Source organism: Nocardiopsis sp. JB363 (assembly GCF_900143625.1).
GTDB lineage: Bacteria > Actinomycetota > Actinomycetes > Streptosporangiales > Streptosporangiaceae > Nocardiopsis.
Window position 1 is genome coordinate 19,657 of the sequence record NZ_FRFF01000045.1, and the last position, 16,508, is coordinate 36,164.

The 16,508-nt window shown below is 69.5% G+C and carries 15 protein-coding genes and 1 pseudogene; 9 read left to right on the plus strand and 7 right to left on the minus strand.

Translation table 11 applies throughout. The features are described from left to right. Window positions 1-202: 202 nt before the first annotated feature. The gene (locus tag BQ8420_RS06995) at window positions 203-586 is read right to left on the minus strand and encodes a cold-shock protein (RefSeq protein WP_087096999.1); all 384 of its coding nucleotides are present in this window, start codon (window positions 584-586) and stop codon (window positions 203-205) included. A gap of 520 nt (window positions 587-1,106) precedes the next feature. Then, window positions 1,107-1,865, minus strand: a complete 759-nt coding sequence (locus BQ8420_RS07000) for an HAAS signaling domain-containing protein (RefSeq protein ID WP_087097000.1) — start codon at window positions 1,863-1,865, stop codon at window positions 1,107-1,109. Window positions 1,866-2,030: 165 nt separating this feature from the next. On the opposite strand from BQ8420_RS07000, the gene BQ8420_RS07005 reads away from it, so the two are divergent. From BQ8420_RS07005 to BQ8420_RS07025, 5 genes are all read left to right on the plus strand, one after another. Further along, a complete protein-coding gene (locus BQ8420_RS07005; RefSeq protein WP_087097001.1) occupies window positions 2,031-4,472 on the plus strand; it encodes a helicase-associated domain-containing protein in 2,442 nt (813 codons plus the stop codon). An 81-nt stretch (window positions 4,473-4,553) separates the two neighbouring features. Next, window positions 4,554-4,985, plus strand: a complete 432-nt coding sequence (locus BQ8420_RS07010) for a hypothetical protein (RefSeq protein ID WP_087097002.1) — start codon at window positions 4,554-4,556, stop codon at window positions 4,983-4,985. Between the two features lie 117 nt (window positions 4,986-5,102). Beyond that, window positions 5,103-5,594: a hypothetical protein gene (locus BQ8420_RS33200; protein ID WP_369825478.1), complete on the plus strand. Its 492-nt coding sequence runs from the start codon at window positions 5,103-5,105 to the stop codon at window positions 5,592-5,594. A 50-nt stretch (window positions 5,595-5,644) separates the two neighbouring features. Continuing rightward, window positions 5,645-6,112 (plus strand): hypothetical protein, encoded by a 468-nt coding sequence (locus BQ8420_RS07020; protein WP_235005974.1) that lies wholly within the window; start codon window positions 5,645-5,647, stop codon window positions 6,110-6,112. 73 nt (window positions 6,113-6,185) lie between these two features. Next, window positions 6,186-7,832: a DNA repair helicase XPB gene (locus tag BQ8420_RS07025; RefSeq protein WP_087097003.1), complete on the plus strand. Its 1,647-nt coding sequence runs from the start codon at window positions 6,186-6,188 to the stop codon at window positions 7,830-7,832. Window positions 7,833-7,872: 40 nt separating this feature from the next. Here BQ8420_RS07025 and BQ8420_RS07030 read toward each other — a convergent pair whose 3' ends face one another. Then, window positions 7,873-8,109: a hypothetical protein gene (locus tag BQ8420_RS07030; RefSeq protein ID WP_087097004.1), complete on the minus strand. Its 237-nt coding sequence runs from the start codon at window positions 8,107-8,109 to the stop codon at window positions 7,873-7,875. A gap of 217 nt (window positions 8,110-8,326) precedes the next feature. Here BQ8420_RS07030 and BQ8420_RS07035 point away from each other — a divergent pair, with 217 nt between their 5' ends. Continuing rightward, window positions 8,327-9,301, plus strand: a complete 975-nt coding sequence (locus BQ8420_RS07035) for a R2-like ligand-binding oxidase (protein ID WP_087097005.1) — start codon at window positions 8,327-8,329, stop codon at window positions 9,299-9,301. A gap of 36 nt (window positions 9,302-9,337) precedes the next feature. On the opposite strand, the gene BQ8420_RS07040 is transcribed toward BQ8420_RS07035, so the two are convergent. Continuing rightward, window positions 9,338-9,925: an LURP-one-related/scramblase family protein gene (locus BQ8420_RS07040; RefSeq protein ID WP_087097006.1), complete on the minus strand. Its 588-nt coding sequence runs from the start codon at window positions 9,923-9,925 to the stop codon at window positions 9,338-9,340. Between the two features lie 11 nt (window positions 9,926-9,936). After that, window positions 9,937-11,034, minus strand: a complete 1,098-nt coding sequence (locus tag BQ8420_RS07045; RefSeq protein WP_087097007.1) for a zeta toxin family protein — start codon at window positions 11,032-11,034, stop codon at window positions 9,937-9,939. Between the two features lie 133 nt (window positions 11,035-11,167). Between BQ8420_RS07045 and BQ8420_RS07050 the strand changes: the two genes are divergently transcribed. Continuing rightward, entirely contained in the window at window positions 11,168-11,596 is a 429-nt protein-coding gene (locus BQ8420_RS07050) for an NUDIX domain-containing protein (protein ID WP_200815840.1), read from the plus strand. On the opposite strand, the gene BQ8420_RS07055 is transcribed toward BQ8420_RS07050, so the two are convergent. After that, entirely contained in the window at window positions 11,589-12,464 is an 876-nt protein-coding gene (locus BQ8420_RS07055) for a CPBP family intramembrane glutamic endopeptidase (protein WP_087097008.1), read from the minus strand. The genes BQ8420_RS07050 and BQ8420_RS07055 overlap by 8 nt on opposite strands. A gap of 167 nt (window positions 12,465-12,631) precedes the next feature. On the opposite strand from BQ8420_RS07055, the gene BQ8420_RS07060 reads away from it, so the two are divergent. Both BQ8420_RS07060 and BQ8420_RS07065 read left to right on the plus strand, forming a co-directional pair. Next, on the plus strand, window positions 12,632-14,365 hold the full coding sequence (locus BQ8420_RS07060) for an ABC transporter ATP-binding protein (protein WP_087097009.1): 1,734 nt from the start codon (window positions 12,632-12,634) through the stop codon (window positions 14,363-14,365). Further along, a complete protein-coding gene (locus tag BQ8420_RS07065) occupies window positions 14,362-16,191 on the plus strand; it encodes an ABC transporter ATP-binding protein (RefSeq protein WP_087097010.1) in 1,830 nt (609 codons plus the stop codon). The genes BQ8420_RS07060 and BQ8420_RS07065 overlap by 4 nt, the downstream gene beginning before the upstream one ends. 10 nt (window positions 16,192-16,201) lie before the next feature. On the opposite strand, the pseudogene BQ8420_RS07070 reads toward BQ8420_RS07065, so the two are convergent. After that, window positions 16,202-16,414: pseudogene (locus BQ8420_RS07070) on the minus strand (Uma2 family endonuclease); the annotation flags it as partial. Window positions 16,415-16,508 lie beyond the last annotated feature (94 nt).

Genomic DNA, 16,508 nt, shown 5'->3' on the forward strand with positions numbered 1-16,508 from the left:
TACCTCTTGGTCGTCTCTTGTCACGCGGACTGCCAGGAAGGTCGGGCCGACCGGCCGACACCGGCCGCACTTCGCCCCTTCCCCGGCGTCTCTCGTAACGATTGCCTCCGGATTCGTCACATCCGACGGTTCCGGAGTGTCGAAGAGGTGAGGGGCGAAGCGAGGAGTCGGCCGGCGTCTCCTCGCCACGGCCCCTCACCGATCAGGCCTCCAGGTCGTCCGCCACCACACGCAGTACCTGGGAGACCTTGCCGGCCTCGCGTTTGTCCGGATGACGACCCCGACGGTAGTTGTCGGAGACGTTCTCCAAGAGGTTGATGAGGTCCTCGATGATGACCACCATCTCGTCGGGTTTCTTGCGCCGCGCCTTGGCCACCGAGTGCTGGGTATCGAGCAGTTTCACCTGTAGCGCCTGGGCGCCCTTGCGCCCCTCGGCCACACCGAACTCGACTCGTTGACCGGGCCGTAGGGAGGTGGTTCCGGGGGGCAGGGACGTGGAATGGACGAAGACCTCACCGCCGTCGTCCCGAGTGAGAAAGCCGAAACCCTTGTCGCCGTCGTACCACTTGACCTTGCCGGTGGGCACGGTAGAGACCTCATGCTTTCACTGGCGGGCGACGCGAGGGCGTGGAAAGCGGTGCCGTCCACCTTTTCCCACCCCGGCGACCCCTGGTTTCCATAGGTGTGGCCAAGGCTAGTACCCGGGTGCTTCCCAAAGCGAGAGGGAATTGCGCGGGACCGATATGGGGCCGCCGGGGGCGGGGGCCCGGACATGAGAACGAGGCCCGGATACGGCTCACCCGGGCCTCGTGGGTGTCGACGTCGCCCTCGTCACCGCTGGGTGCGGAGTGTGGGACGGGACTCGGCGGAGCCGAGGACGCCGTCGACGAGACGGTGCCCGGTCTGGAGGCCGGACCACCTGACGCGACCGCCGTGAAGCGAAAGCGGCGGTGTACCGACATGACTACCCGAAGTGCCCGCCGCGGGTACGCGGTAACGGGCCGACCGGAAAAGGTTATTCCTCAGGATTTACCAAGCGATGACCAGCGGGTCCGAGTCCGGGGCGAATGCTCCCGGCTCGATCGATCGCTCGGTTCCGGACCGGGTCAGGCCCCGACCCGGTCGGCGGCCCGTGCGGAGCGGGCGACCTTGGGGAAGAGATAGAGCACGCACACGAGGGAGGCGATCCCGAGTGCCGGAGCACCGGTCGCGGGCAGGGCCTCCTGGATGTAGAGGTCGATGAACTTCGCGTCACCGTTCCACAGGGCCACCCCGACCACACAGGCCAGGAGCGGAAGCCCCACCCCGACCCATTTGTCGCGGGCCTCCCATACCTGGCTGAGCAGGATGAGCACGGCTCCGAGCACCCAGACGAAGGCCACGTTCCACCACACACCGGCGAGAACGAACAGGGCCAGGCCGACCGCCTCGGGGGCGTGGTGGCGAAGCACGAGGAGGCTGTTACGCATCATCCCTGGTGGGCGCGTGGTCCGGCCGTCCATGCGCATGTCGGTCTGGCCGGGCCCCTCCAACAGGGACAGGAAGCCCTGGCTGGGACCACCACGCCAGGGCGGTGGTGGTCGGTCCGCGTGGCGGGGCTTGTCCGGGATCCTCTCGTCGTCCTCCAGGTCGAAGGTCTCGCCGGTCAGCTCCTCCTGCACGAGGTGTTCGGGTGCCCCGAAGCCACGGAGGATCCGCCGCACGGTGTCGACGTCGTCGTCTTCAGCCGATTCTCGACGTTCGTCGATACGCGCGCGCAGACCACGCAGGTAAGCGGTCCGTTCCTTCGCCGAGACACGACCGTACAGCGCGAGTCCGACCTCGGAGAGATAGTCGAGTACCAATTGTTCCGAGCGCTGGTTCATAGCCCCATATTGGCCCACAATGACCTGCCTTTTAACCCCTCCCTGCCAATTTCGGCCGGCGAATTCCCACCCGAATCGGTCAGAGAGCGTGTGATCATCGCGTCGGAGGCTTCTGGTGTGGAGGCCGTGCGATCCGAGGAGCAAGATCGCTTAGCGTTGAACCCGATGACGCACTACGCACGGCCCGAGTCCTCAGGCGACAGCACCGACGGCCCCTCGTCGGGCCGGCGCCCCACGTTCACCTCATGGCTCCGGTCCCGCTCGGACGAGGAACTCACCGCCCTCCTACGTGCCCGCCCGGACCTGGCCCGTCCGGTCCCCGCGGACATCGGGGCGCTGGCCCACCGTGCGACATCGCGCAACGCGACGCTGCGCGCCCTGGAACGGCTGGACCGGTTCACGCTCCAGGTGTTGGAGTCCGTGGTCGCCTTGGGCGACGACCGTCTGTCGGAACCCGTGGGGGCGCTTCCCGCCGACCTCGCGCACGGGCTCGGTCTCACCCCGTCCACCCGGCCCGGGACGGACCCGCTCGACGCCGCCCTGGGCACTCTGATGGCCCAGGCCCTGGTCTGGCCCGACCAGGGGCGTCTGCGCCCGGTGCAGGTCCTGCGCGAACTGCTGCCACATCCCGCCCGGCTCGGTCCGCCCGCGCGGGTCCCGCTGGCGGCCCTGCCGCACGGGACGGTCAAACGTCTGGCCGACGACCTGGTGCCGCACTCCACCGCCGAGTCGCCGGTGGAGTCGGTCGCCACCGCCTTGTCCGACCCCGACCGGATCCGTGCCCTCGTCGCCCAGGTCGACGCCCCCGCCCATCGGCTGCTGGACAGTCTCACCTGGGGACCGCCCAACGGCACCGTCACGGACGCCCGACGTGAGGTCTCCCTCGCCACGGCCTCCTCACCGGTGGATTCCCTCATCGCCCGCGGGTTGCTCCTGCCCACCGGCGACGACACGCTGACGCTGCCGCGCGAGATCGGCCTGTTCCTGCGTTCGGGGTCGCTGTTCCAGGACGTCGGCACCACCCCGCCCGCGTTCGAGGGGCGTTCCGTCGAACCCGACACGGTGTCCCGCGCCGCCGCGGGGCAGGCCTTCGTGGTGTTGCGCGCCGTCGAGGAGCTCATGGAACGCTGGTCCCAGGAACCCGCCGCGGTGCTGCGCAACGGGGGGCTGGGCGTGCGCGACCTGCGTCGCGCCGCGCAGAGCATGGACACCGACGACACGACCACCGCCCTGTTGCTGGAAACGGCCCGCGCCGCCGGGTTGCTCGCCCCCGACGACCGGTTGTCCGGCGAGTGGCTGCCCACCCGCGAGTACGACCTGTGGCGGGAGAGCCCTCCGGAACGTCGGTGGTCGCGTCTGGTGCGTGCCTGGGCGGACTCGGACCGGGTGCCCTCCCTGGCCGGGTCGCAGGACTCCGGTGGGCGCGTGCACAACGTGCTCGGCCCGGGTCTGGTGCGCCCGGCCGCGCCACAGGCGCGCCGTGACGTCCTGACCGAACTCGCGACGGCCGAACCGGGGACGGCCCCGGAGACCGAATCCCTGATGTCCCGTCTGGCCTGGCGCCATCCCCGCCGCCAGTCGCCCCTGTACACCGAACTGGTCGAGGCGACGGTGGCCGAGGCCGCCGCCCTGGGACTGACCGGAATGGGCGCGCTCGCCGCCCACGCCCGCCCTTGGCTCTCCGGCGACGAGGACGCCTCCGACGCCCTCCTCTCCACCGAGTTGCCCCAGCCCTTGGACTACGTGCTGGTGCAGGGCGACATGACCGCGGTGGCCCCGGGACCGTTGGTGACCGAACTGGCGCGCGAACTCGCCCTGACCGCCGATGTGGAGTCCACCGGCGGTGCCACGGTCTACCGTTTCACCGAGTCCTCCGTGCGCCGGGCCCTGGACGCCGGGCGCGGGGTCGCCGACCTCACCGCGATGTTGGAACGCCACTCACGTACTCCCCTGCCCCAGGCGCTGCGTTACCTGATCCTGGACATGGGTCGTCGGCACGGCCGGCTGCGAGCCGGTGCCGCCTCCAGCTACCTGCGCTGCGACGAGCCCGCGCTGCTCACCGAACTGGTCGGTGACCGCCGGGCCACCGACCTGGAGCTGGTGCTGTTGGCGCCCACCGTCGTGGTCAGCGGGCTCACCCGCGCCGCCCTGATGGAGCGGTTGAGTCGGCTCGGCTACCACCCGGTGGCCGAGAGCGGTGACGGAACCATGCGGTTGAGCCGTCCGGAGATACGCCGCGCCGAACCGGACGCGGGCCCCTCCGTCGAGCACACCGGCGACCCGGAACTCGCTCGTGCCGCCGTTCGGGCACTGCGCGCCGGGGACGAGGCCGCCACCATCGCGCGGGTTCCGGTGGAGTTGCCGGAGAACAGCAGCGCGGCGGCGCGCGTGAACGCGCTCGTGGAGGTACTCGAACGGGTCCTCGCCGACGAGCGCCGGGTGTGGATCGGCTACACCGACACCGACGGCCGCCAGGTCAGCCGGATCGTGGTGCCCACCCGTGTGGACGGGGGGTTCCTCACCGCCCACGACACCACTCGGGACGCCGTCCACCGGTTCGCGCTCCACCGGGTGACGGGTGTGGCCGAACTCTCCGCCGACTCCTGAGCCGCCCTGGTCCCGCTACGGCTCTCGACGACACGGACTAGAGTGGCGTTGGTCGACCACCAACGGCGAGAGACACCCCGAATGAGCAACGCTTCGCTGCCCCCCGGAGCCTCCTCCCCCCGTGACCGGGGGAGGGAGGACCGCGAGCCCGAGGGACGGGACCGTGCGCCCGAAAGGGAGCGCGACGAGGACCGCTCCGCCTCCACCACGTCCTCCTCTCCCGCCGCGGGCGGAGGCGCCAACAGCTCCACCATGGCGCTGATCCTGCACCTGGTCACGGCGTTGTGCTGCGCGAACTGGATCTTCGGTATCGCGGGGATCACCTTCGCGGTCCGGGCGGCGCACGCCCGCGACCGGGGTCGCGCGGACCAGGCCGAGGTCCTGACCCGGTACTCCTGGTACTGCCTGGGCGCGGCGGTGGTGATGTTCTTCGTGATGGCCGTGTTGACGTTCGTCATGTTCACCCAGGCGGGCGATTGGATCCAGGGGATCGTCGACGTGACGCAGTACTGACCGTCGGTTGGCAGAACCGGGAGGCTCCCTACCGCGTCCGACAGGAACGGGGCGGGTATGCGAACAGGGGACCGGACCCGACATTTCCGTCTTTCGACAAGGGAGGCACGGTAGGCCTTGCACGGTGACCGGAGCGATCCCCGGGCCTTCTGGGAACGAGGACAGGGCACGGCCGACGTCGCGGCCACGCCCCGACGTTCCGCGCGTCCGGTGGGCGCCGCACCCATGAGGACCGCACCCACGGCGACGACGCCCCCCGGTACCGGTTTCCAGGCCGCCTCGGGGCAGCGCTTCGCCCCGGCGACCCCACCCCCTTCCGGCCCTCCGGCCAGGGTCGGCGGAGCCGTCGCCGCACTGGTCGTCGCAGGACTCACCCTGATCGTCCCGGCCCTCGGCCTCTCACTCGGGTTGTGGTTCTTCGTACTCGTCGCCAATGCCCCCGGCGTCGTCCTCGGGATCATGGCCCTGCGGAAGATCCCCGACGCGGTCCAGGTGGAGAAGTACATCCGCTACACCTGGGCCTGTAACTTCGCTTATGTGGCGCTGTCCGTGGTCTTCGCGGTCCCCGTGATCGTCTTCGCGGCCTTGGCCCTGCTCCTCGGATTCTGACCGCCTCATCCCCCGGCTCCCGATGCGAGCCCGAACTCCTAAGGCAGGACATGCACGACGACAGGTACCCGGGTCCGCCGGAGGGCGAACACACGGGTGGTTACTCCGCACCCGGACCGTACGGCGGCCCGGGTTACGGACCGGGGTACGGACCTCCCCCGCCCGGCCCGTACCAGGCCCCCTATCAGGACCCCTACATGGCGCAGCAGCCCGCCTATCCGCCCCCACCTCCGCCGCAGGCGTACCCGGCCTACCCGATGTACCCGATGTACCCGGCGCCGCTGTCGAAGGGCGGCGCGATCGGCGCCCTGGTCACGTCGATCCTCTTGGTGATGAGCTGTTACGGGTTCCTCTCGGTGATCGGGCTCATCTTCTCGATCATCGCGGTCAGCGAGTCTCTCGACCAGGAGAAGGTCTCGCGGTTCACCCGTTACGCCTGGATCGCCAACGGGGTGGTCATCGGTCTCCTGGTGCTGTTCTTCGGGTTCATCGTCACCATGCTCATCATCGACCCCTGACGGGCATGTTCGGGCGGCGTTCGGTGTTGCACCTGGGGCCACCCCCTCTCAGAGCGCTTCGGAAGGTCCCTGCGTGTCCTGTTTGATCGTCCAATCCGACAAGACCCTCCTCCTCGAAATCGACCACGAACAGGCCGGCGAGTGCCGCCGGACCATCGCCCCGTTCGCGGAACTGGAACGTGCTCCCGAGCACGTGCACACCTACCGGATCACCCCACTGGCCCTGTGGAACGCGCGGGCCGCCGGGCACGACGCCGAGCAGGTCGTGGACGCCCTCATCCGCTTCTCCAAGTTCCCGGTGCCGCACTCGCTGCTCGTGGACATCGCGGAGACGATGGGCCGGTACGGGCGGCTGAAGCTGGTCGGGGACCCCAGGCGCGGCCTGGTGCTGGAATCCTCCGACCGCGCGGTCCTGGAGGAGGTCGTCCGGGCCAAGAAACTCAAGGGCATGCTGGGCGAGCGTCTGAGCGAGGACTCCGTCTCGGTGCACCCCAGCGAGCGCGGCAACCTCAAGCAGGGGCTGATGAAGATCGGGTGGCCCGCCGAGGACCTGGCCGGGTACGTCGACGGTGAGGCGCACCAGATCGACCTGGCCGACGGCGATTGGGAGCTGCGCGGCTACCAGCGGGAGGCCGCCGAGAGTTTCCACGCCGGCGGATCCGGCGTGGTGGTGCTGCCGTGCGGCGCCGGCAAGACGATCGTGGGCGCGGCGGCCATGGCGATGACCGGGAAGACCACGCTCATCCTGGTGACGAACACGGTCTCGGCGCACCAGTGGAAGACCGAGCTCCTGCGCCGCACCTCCCTCACCGAAGACGAGATCGGCGAGTACTCGGGCACCAAGAAGGAGATCCGGCCGGTCACCATCGCCACCTACCAGGTGATGGCGGCGCGCAAGAAGGGCGTGTACACGCACCTGGAGCTCTTCGACGCCCGGGACTGGGGCCTGGTCGTCTACGACGAGGTGCACCTGCTGCCGGCGCCGATCTTTCGGATGACCGCCGACCTCCAGGCCCGTCGGCGCCTGGGACTGACCGCGACCCTGGTCCGAGAGGACGGCCGCGAGGGGGACGTGTTCTCCCTGATCGGCCCCAAGCGCTACGACGCCCCGTGGAAGGACATGGAGAACCAGGGGTGGATCGCCCCGGCGGACTGCGTGGAGGTCCGGGTGGACCTGACCGAGTCCGAGCGTTTCGCGTACGCGACCGCCGAGCCGGAGGACCGGTACCGGTTCTGTGCCTCCACGGAATCCAAGACGTCGGTCGTGCGCGAGATCGTGGAACGGCATCCCGAGGAGCAGGTGCTGGTGATCGGCTCCTACATCGACCAGTTGGACGAACTCGGCGAGCGCTTGGGCGCCCCGGTGATCAAGGGCGAGACCCGCAACAAGGAACGTGAGCGGCTGTACGACGCGTTCCGCTCCGGGGAGCTGCGCACCCTGGTGGTGTCCAAGGTCGCGAACTTCTCGATCGACCTGCCCGAGGCGGGCGTGGCGGTGCAGGTGTCGGGTTCCTTCGGTTCCCGGCAGGAGGAGGCCCAGCGACTGGGCCGGGTGCTGCGCCCGAAGTCGGACGGTCGGACCGCACGGTTCTACGCGGTGGTCGCCCGCGACACCTTGGACCAGGACTACGCCGCCCATCGGCAGCGGTTCCTGGCCGAACAGGGGTACGCCTACCGGATCGCCGACGCCGGTGACCTGCTCGCCGGCGAGGAGATCTGACCCCGGTGGTGGCGGGCCGAGGCGAACCGCAGGCGCGAGGCTACAGGGAGGGCAGGCCGCCCATCACGTAGGTACCGGCGGCGATCCCCCAGGCCACGAGGGAGTAGCTGAGGGTCCGGGTGCGCAGTAGTCGGTCCCCGCGAACGGAGGGCGCCGTGAAGGCGGCCACCATCAGGGCCAGGCCGAGTAGCGCGGGGATCACCGAGGCCAACGCGAAGAGTTGGGACTGGGCGGCGCACGCGGAGTAGCCCGCACTGCCGGGATCACCACAGAACACGTCGTCCCCCGATCGGATCGTTCATGCGGGCGTATTCCCTCGACCGTACCGTTTCGGCGGTGTCGGATCGCCGCCGGCTACGACCGGATCCCGTTCCCGCCAGGCGATCCGGACGGAACCCGACCTTCCGGTGACCTGGAACACTTCCAGGGGTTTACACGGGCGCCTTCCATGTCCAATCATGAGGGCGACCCCACCCCCCACGGAGGTACCCCACATGGCCACGACAGCCCCCGACAGACCCCACCGCGAAGGCTTCCACTCCCTGCGCGGCGGCGGCCTGAACTGGGACTCGCTCCCCCTCAAACTGTTCGTCAAGGGCAACGCGAAGTTCTGGAACCCGGCCGACATCGACCTGGATCAGGACGCCGAGGACTGGAAGAAGCTCGACGACGAGGCCAGGACACGCATCCTGCGGTTGTGCTCGCTCTTCGTCGCCGGGGAGGAGGCCGTCACCGAGGACATCCAGCCGTTCCTGCGCGCCATGGCCGCCGAGGGACGCCTGGGCGACGAGATGTACCTGACCCAGTTCGCGTTCGAGGAGGCCAAGCACGTCCAGGCGTTCCGCCTGTGGTTAGACGCGCTCGGGGTTCGCGAGGACCTGCACGGTTTCGTCGACAGGAACCCCGGCTACCGGGCGCTGTTCTACGAGGAACTCCCGAAGTCCCTGGAAGCGCTCCTGGACGACCCGAGCCCACGCAACCAGGTACGCGCCTCGGTCACCTACAACCACATCATCGAGGGTTCACTCGCGCTGACCGGCTACTACGCCTGGAACCACCTGTGCACCGTGCGCGGGATCTTCCCGGGGATGCGGCAGATCATCCGCAGGATCGGGGACGACGAGCGTCGCCACATGGCGTGGGGCACCTTCACCTGCCGACGCCACGTGGCCGCCGACGACCGCAACTGGGACGTGGTGAGCGAACGTCTCGACGAACTGCTCCCCCACGTGCTGGGCACCGTCGAACAAGGTGAGGCCCCCTCCGCCGACCCCGAGACGCAGCGATACGAACTGCCTCCCGGCAAGTTGCTCGACTACGCCGCTGACCGGGCGACGCGCCGGCTGGGCGCCATCGAGTCGGCCCGAGGGGTGCCGGTGGCCCGGATCGACCTGGACGCCTCCCCGGAGGCCCTGGAGGAGCGGTTCGGCGAGGAGGACCGCGCCGCGATGGCCGCACTGGAGAGATGAACGACCGGAGCCTCGCGGGGCGGGCGAGGCCTCGGGTCACTTTCCTTCCTTCAGCACCAGGTCGATGGCGATGGCGGAGGCCACCACCAGCGTGCCCAGGGGCTGGGGCAGCGACGGGTAGCGCTGGTGCAGCGCGTAGCTGTCGGCCGCGGTGAACAGCTCCCCCAGATCGGGCATGCGACGGTCCACGCGGGCGATCTCGTGTTCGGCGTGGTCCTTGAGCCGGAAGTCCATACCGATGAAGTCGCCCTCGATGCTGCCGACCACCCGTTTCCAGGGGTCCATCAGGGTGAACTTGGAGCCGAAGAACTTCAGGTCCTGTTCGATGGTGCCCACGGGATGCCCGTTCGGCAGGTTCACGCTGGTGGAGGCGGTCATCCAGGACCAGTGCTTCTGGATGACGAGCCGGGTGTGCCCGTACATGTCGTTGACGTGCACACGCCGTTCGAACCCACCGGTGTTCCGGGACAGGGCCCGGAGCACCTGCATGCCGCCGTCCGCGCTCTGTTCGCGCACCTGCGCGATGGGGCGACCGTAGGCGTCGTACACCTCGTAATCGGAGACGTCGACCATGAAGCGCTTGGGTTGGCGCACCACGAGGGGGTTGGCGTTGAAAATATCCATGGGCAGGGATCCTAGACGTCGTCCTCAAGGCGCCAGAGGTCGCGTCGGTCCCTTTCGGCCTCCAACGCGATCCGGCCGAACGGCGCGCGGTACCGCGCGCCGTCGTCCTGGTGATCGGTGTACAACACCTCGCCCTCGCGGGACAGCACGTACATCGAGTCGACCAGGTGGTGGGTCTCCAGGAACTCGATGCTGTTGGGCACCCCGAGGTAGAAGCGATCATGGTGGATCTGCGGCAACCATCGGCCGAAACCCTGGTCGCGAGTGGCGCGGGCGTGCCGGTCCACGAGGGCGAAACGGCTGTTGGACGAATGGGTGGCCACGAACGCGACCTCGACCCGGTAACCGGCTTCCTTGAAGCCCAGCACCCAGGACGCCGCCCAGTCGGCGCGGCCCAGGGGATGGCTGCACACGACGTCGTAGCGCCCGCGTCGAACGTGCTCCATGGCCCGCTGGTGCAGGGCGCCGACCTGCTTGGACACGGATGTGGAGGCGACCTTGTCGTCGGCGCTCATGGCCCATTCGTAGTCGGGCGACAGGCGCAGCAGGTCGTCCCCGTCGTAGCTGACGGTGCCCCGTGGCAGGTCCGGCAGGAGCAGGCGTTGGAGGGTGGACTTGCCCGTGCCCGGCTGGCCGCCGAACAGCAGCAGCCGCGGTCGTTCGCGCGGGGTTCCGGTGAGCCGGTCCCGCAGGGCCAGGTCGAACAGGGAGTCCAGCGCCTCATCGGACAGTTCACGTAGATCATCGGGGGTGGAACCGGCGGGGCCGCGCGCGGGCGCACCGCGCAGGCCGGTGACGACACCGGGCAGGGCGGCGCAGACCCGATCGACCTCCTCGTGGGTGAGGAAGGGCAGGCGTGCCTCCTCGGCAAGGAGGAGGGCGGCACGCTCGACCAACCCCGGGTCGTCCTCCCCGCGGGCCAGGCAGGCACCGATGGCCGCGCTGTAGAGGTTGTAGGCGCGTTCGCGGGCCTCGCGTCGCGCGGTGGTCTGGAGTGGGACACCTCCGCTGGAGCTCTCCGCGAGCAGCGGGGTGACGGGCTTTCGGAGCGTCTCACCGGCGGGGTCGGGGCCGAGTCCGGGTTCGGTTCCGGTGCTGGAGGAGGTCATGTGCGTCCGATCTCTGCCGTGCCACGCCCCCGTGGGACGTGCGGGTGGGCTACCGCCGCCATCCGGATGTTAGTGCTTCGCGTCACCTCCGGTCGGCGATCGGCCCGGGTCCGGTCCGGCCTAAAGTGGCCACATGTCTTCGATCTCCTCCACCACCGCAGCGCCCACCGTCATCGAGGCGCTCTCCTGGATCCACGTGCGCGACGGACGTCTGCTGTGCGTACGCCCGGAGGACCGCGACCGGCTGTACCTGCCCGGCGGCAAGCGCGAGCCGGGTGAAACGGACGAGCAGGCCGTGGCGCGTGAGGCGTTGGAGGAGGTCAGCGTGGTGTTGCGCCCCGGCACGTTCGCACGCGTGGCGGTGATCGATCAGGAGGCTCACGGTCAGGCGCCGGGGACCCGCGTGGAACTGGTGTGTTACACCGCCGAGCACGACGGGGAGATCGTCGCCGACAACGAGATCACCGAGGTGGTGTGGATCGGCCACGACGAACGCGAACGGTGCGCGCCCGCCGTCCGCGACCTGGTGGGTCTGCTCCACGCTCGTGGCCTGGTCACCTGACCGTTTCCACCACGGGGTCGGGCGCCCTCCCCGACCAGGATCCGGTATCGCGCAGCAGCAGCATCGCGACGGTCACCCCGAGCACGAACGGAAGCAGGAAGACGGTCCCCATGACCGTGTCCAGGCCCTCCACCTCGAAGAGTTCCCAGCTCAACAGGGCCTGGGCCGCGACCTGGAAGGCCAGGTGGAAGCCCACACAGGCCCAGACGTTCCCGGAGACCACCCGGATACAGCCGAGCACCAGTCCCATGCCCAGGAACAGTGGCAGACGTTCGGCCAGCACCTCCCAGCCACCGCCGAGCACCCACAGACCCGTGCCCCACAGGGTGAACAACACCGCCTGCCCCACCACCACGGCCCAGGCCGACATCGCGGTGTTGAGGTTGCGGAACACGTAGCCCCGGAAGATCAGTTCCTCCGGAAGGGCCTCGTAGAGCAGCACCAGAAGCGTCAACGCGGCCAACGAGACCACGAGCTCGACCATCGAGACGCTCAGGGTGATCGAAGCGCCCAGCGCCAGGGCGATCCCCAGCCCCAGCGAGGCGGGCAGCAACCACGCCAGCGCGCCGACGAGCAACGGACGCCAGGCCCGGCCCGGTCCCGTCAGGCGCAGACCGCTCCACGGACACCGGTCCAGGAAACGGCGGGCCGCCCAGACCATCGGCAGCGCCAGGACGGTCACGTACAGGGTGTTCATCCAGTGGGTGAGGTTGCCGGAGCCACCGGGTTCCAGGGGCAGCAGTTCGTTGAGCGCCGACAGCGAGTACCAGATCAGCGTGGCCCCCACCATGACGGTGAGGATCCGCAGGGGGAGATTCGGGCGAGGGGTGTCGTCGACACGGACTTCCCGGGGGCTGGTTTCGTCCATGTCAGCATCCTTCCCCTCCCACCGCTGTCGGCGACATCCGGAATGACCCGGAGACCTCCCTGAGTCCGCTCCGGACGTGACGCATTCTCTGGTCCGCGCGGGCCGCTCATCCTGGACGCGAGAAAATCAGTGGCCGTCTTCGATTCCCCTGGTTAGAGTCCCTGAACGTGCGCCACTTGCCTCAGCCTCCGGGCACCCCCGACCACCGTTCGGCCGACCACTACCTGTTCTGGCTGACCCGACGGGAGTGGCCTTCCCTGCTGTGGTCCTCGGCGATCACCTCGGTCTACGTCCTGGGCACGATCCTGGTGTCCTACCTGCTCGGCGCCGCCCTGGACTCGGACCTGGCCGCCGGTGACCTCGGTTCCCTGCTGTACTGGTTCACCCTCATCGCACTGTGCTCCCTGGTGGCCGCGTCCATCGTCCCCCTGCTCGAACGGGCCGCCTGCTTCAACTGGTACGCCTCCGCCTACCGCACGGTGCAGCTGGTCACCCGCCGCTCCTCCCGACTCGGCCCGACCCTCACCCGGCGCCTTCCCACGGGCGAGGTGGTGGCGGTCGGCACCGACGACATCGATCGCATCGGCGACTTCTTCGAACGCTCCAACCTGATGGTCTCCTCCGTGGTCTCGGTGCTGGTGGTCGGCTTCCTTATGCTGACCTCGCACGTCACCTTCGGGCTGATCGCGCTGATCGCGGTACCGGTGATCGTCGTCGGCATGAGCCCACTGCTACGACCGCTCAACCGTCGTACGCGCACGCACCGGGATCGGCAGGCCGACCTGACCACCAGGGCCACCGATCTGGTCGCCGGACTACGGGTCCTGCGCGGAGTGGGCGGCGAACGTTCGGTGGGCGAACGCTACCGGGCCGAGTCTCAGCAGGTGCGCGCCGCCGGGGTCCGCGTCGGATGGATGGACGCGGCCCTGGAGGCCGTCCGCACCCTCTATCCGGGGCTGCTGTTGGTGGGGATCGTCTGGTACGGCGCGCGACTGGCGTTGGTCGGCGAGATCACCGTGGGCCAACTGGTCGCCTTCTACGGATACACCGGTGCCTTGGCCACGGCGGTGCGCTTCTTCATGCATTTCTTCTCCGACCTGGTGACCGCCCGGGTGGCGGCCTCTCGGGTGGTTCGGGTCCTGAGCCTGGACCACGATCTGCCCGATCCCGAGGACCCCGCGGAGTCCCCCACCGGCCCGTGCGATCTGCACGACAGCACCAGCGGGGTACGACTGGCCCACGGTCACATCACCGGGGTGGTCTGCGCCGACCACTCCGACACGATCGCCCTCGTCGAACGGCTGGGCCGCTACCGCGACGATGGTGAGGGCGCCTCGCTGGTCGGCGACCGGACCGTCCGGCTGCGCGACCTCCCGCTGCGGGAGGTACGCCATCGCGTCCTGGTCACCGGCAACGACGCCCATCTGTTCTCCGGGCGACTGCGCGACGAACTCGACCCCCGCGGTGCCCGCTCCGACGAGGAACTGACCGCGATGATCCGGGTCGCCGCGGCGGAGGACGTACTCACCCAGTCCCCGAAGGGCTTCGACGCGGAACTCACCGAACGCGGCCGCGAGTACTCCGGAGGTCAGCAGCAACGGCTCCGACTCACCCGCGCCCTACTCCTGGACCCCGAGGTGTTGTTGCTGGTCGAACCCACCTCCGCGGTGGACGCCCATTCCGAGGCGGCCATCGCCGAACGTCTCGCCGAGGCCCGCCTCGGTCGCACCACCGGGGTGGTCACCACCAGCCCGCTGTTGCTCGACCACACCGACCACGTCCAGTTCGTCGAGGACGGCCGTGTGGTGGCCGAGGGTTCCCACCGGGACCTTCTCCACGTGGACGCCTACGCCGCGACCGTCCTGCGCACGGCGGAAGAGACGACGGGAGAGAAGGTATGACCCGGGCCGATGGACCCCCGACCTCGACCGGACCGGCGCCCGCTGGTCCGCCCACCGCACCGATCGATCCGACGGCGCTGCCGGTGGCGCCCACGTCCGCCGTGTGGGGGCGCCTGCGTCGCGCCTTCCGCGAGCACGGTCCGCTCCTGCTGGCGGTGGTGGTGCTGTACGCGCTGGCCACCGCTTCGGCGCTGGTCGCCCCGTGGATGCTCGGGATGATCGTGGACGCCGTTCGCGAGGGCGCCGCCCCGGCGCGCGTGGACGTCATGGCCCTGCTGATCGTGGCGTCCCTCCTGGTCAACGCCGCCCTGTTGCTCGGGGCCGTGTCGCAGTCGATCCGCTTCGGTGAGGGGCTACTGGCCGAGCTACGTGAGGAGTTCGTGCGGGCGGTCCTGCGGCTGCCCCTCGGAACGGTGGAACGCGCGGGCACCGGCGACCTGGTCTCCCGCACGGGGCGCGACATCAACTCGCTCAGCGTCATGGTGCGCCGATCGGTGCCGGTGATCGCCACCGGTCTGACGACCGTGCTGGTCATCCTGGCGGCCCTGGTCGTGTTGCACCCGGCCCTTCTCCTCGCGTGTGTACCGTCCACCCTGCTCATCTGGGTGACCACCCGCTGGTACGCCCGCCGGGCGGCGGACGGCTACTTGGCCGAGATGGGCACGTACTCGCGGCTGACCCAGGGTGTGTCCGACACCGTGGAGGGCGCGCACACGCTGGAGGCCCTGGGTCGCCAGGAGTGGCAGGACCTGCGCACCGACGCCGACGTACGCCGCGCCTTCGCCGCCGAGCGGTACACGCTGTGGCTGCGCTGCGTGTGGTATCCGCCGCTGGAGTTCTCCTACCTCATCGTCACGGCCGCGACGTTCCTGGTGGCCGGGTTGCTGTTCACCCAGGGCGAGCTTTCCCTGGGACAGATCGCCACGGCCGTCTTCCTGACCGTGCAGATGTCCAAACCCCTGGACCACATGATCGACCAGGTCGACAACGTGATGGTGGGCTTCACCGCGCTGCGTCGACTGTTGGGCGTTCGGTTCGCCGCCGAGGACACCCTCCCCGGAACCGAACCCGACCCCGAACCCCACCGCCCCGGAACCGTGGCGATCCGCGACGTCCGGTTCGGCTACACGCCCGACGTCGAGGTGCTGCACGGGGTGGACCTGGACCTGCGCCCGGGCGAGCGGCTGGCCATGGTGGGACCCAGCGGTGCGGGTAAGTCCACCCTCGGCAAGCTGCTGGCCGGGGTGCACCTACCGGGTTCCGGCAGCGTGCGCGTGGGCGGTGTGGACCTGGCGGCCCTCTCCCCCGAGGAGCGCCGCGAGCGGGTGATCCTGCTCAGCCAGGAGAGCCATGTCTTCCGCGGCACCATCGCCGAGAACCTCGCGTTGGCCCTCGACGAGCAGGACACGGAGCGCACCCGCCTGTGGCACGCCTTGGCTGCGGTGGACGCCGACGCCTGGGTGCGTTCCCTGCCGGACGGACTGGACACGAGGGTGGGTTCGGGTCAGGTCGCCCTCGACCCGGCCCACGTGCAACAACTCGCCCTGGCCCGAGTCGTGCTGGCCGACCCTCAGGTAGTGGTGTTGGACGAGGCCACGTCCCTGATCGACCCCCGATCGGCCCGCCACCTGGAGCATTCCCTGGCCGGTGTCCTGTCCGGCCGCACCGTGGTCGCGATCGCCCACCGTCTGTACACCGCCCACGACGCCGACCGTGTCGCGGTGGTCGAACACGGAGGGGTCGCCAAACTCGGCACCCACGAGGAGCTGCTGGATCGAGGAGGTTCCTACGCCCGGCTGTGGCACGCCTGGCACGGCGACGCCTAGGGCGGCGACCTCACGAAGGCCACTGCTCCGGACGAGGGAACCGGGAGGTGTCGATCTCCAGGTCGAAGAGCTCCGGAAGCCGGATCTTCTCGCCGAAGTCCACGGTGGTGGCGTGGTTGTAGCGACCGTTTCCAGGCTGTTCGTACAACGTGACGGAAGGTCCGGTCTCGTCCCAGGCGTCGACCAGCAGGTAGAGCGGAACAGGAGCGTGCGCGTAGTCCCATCGCGACATCCCCGTCGCCGGAACGGTCTCCGTCATCGCCGGACTCATTTCCTCGCACCTCCGGACAGGAACCTAGCGCCTTGCGCACCCGTCC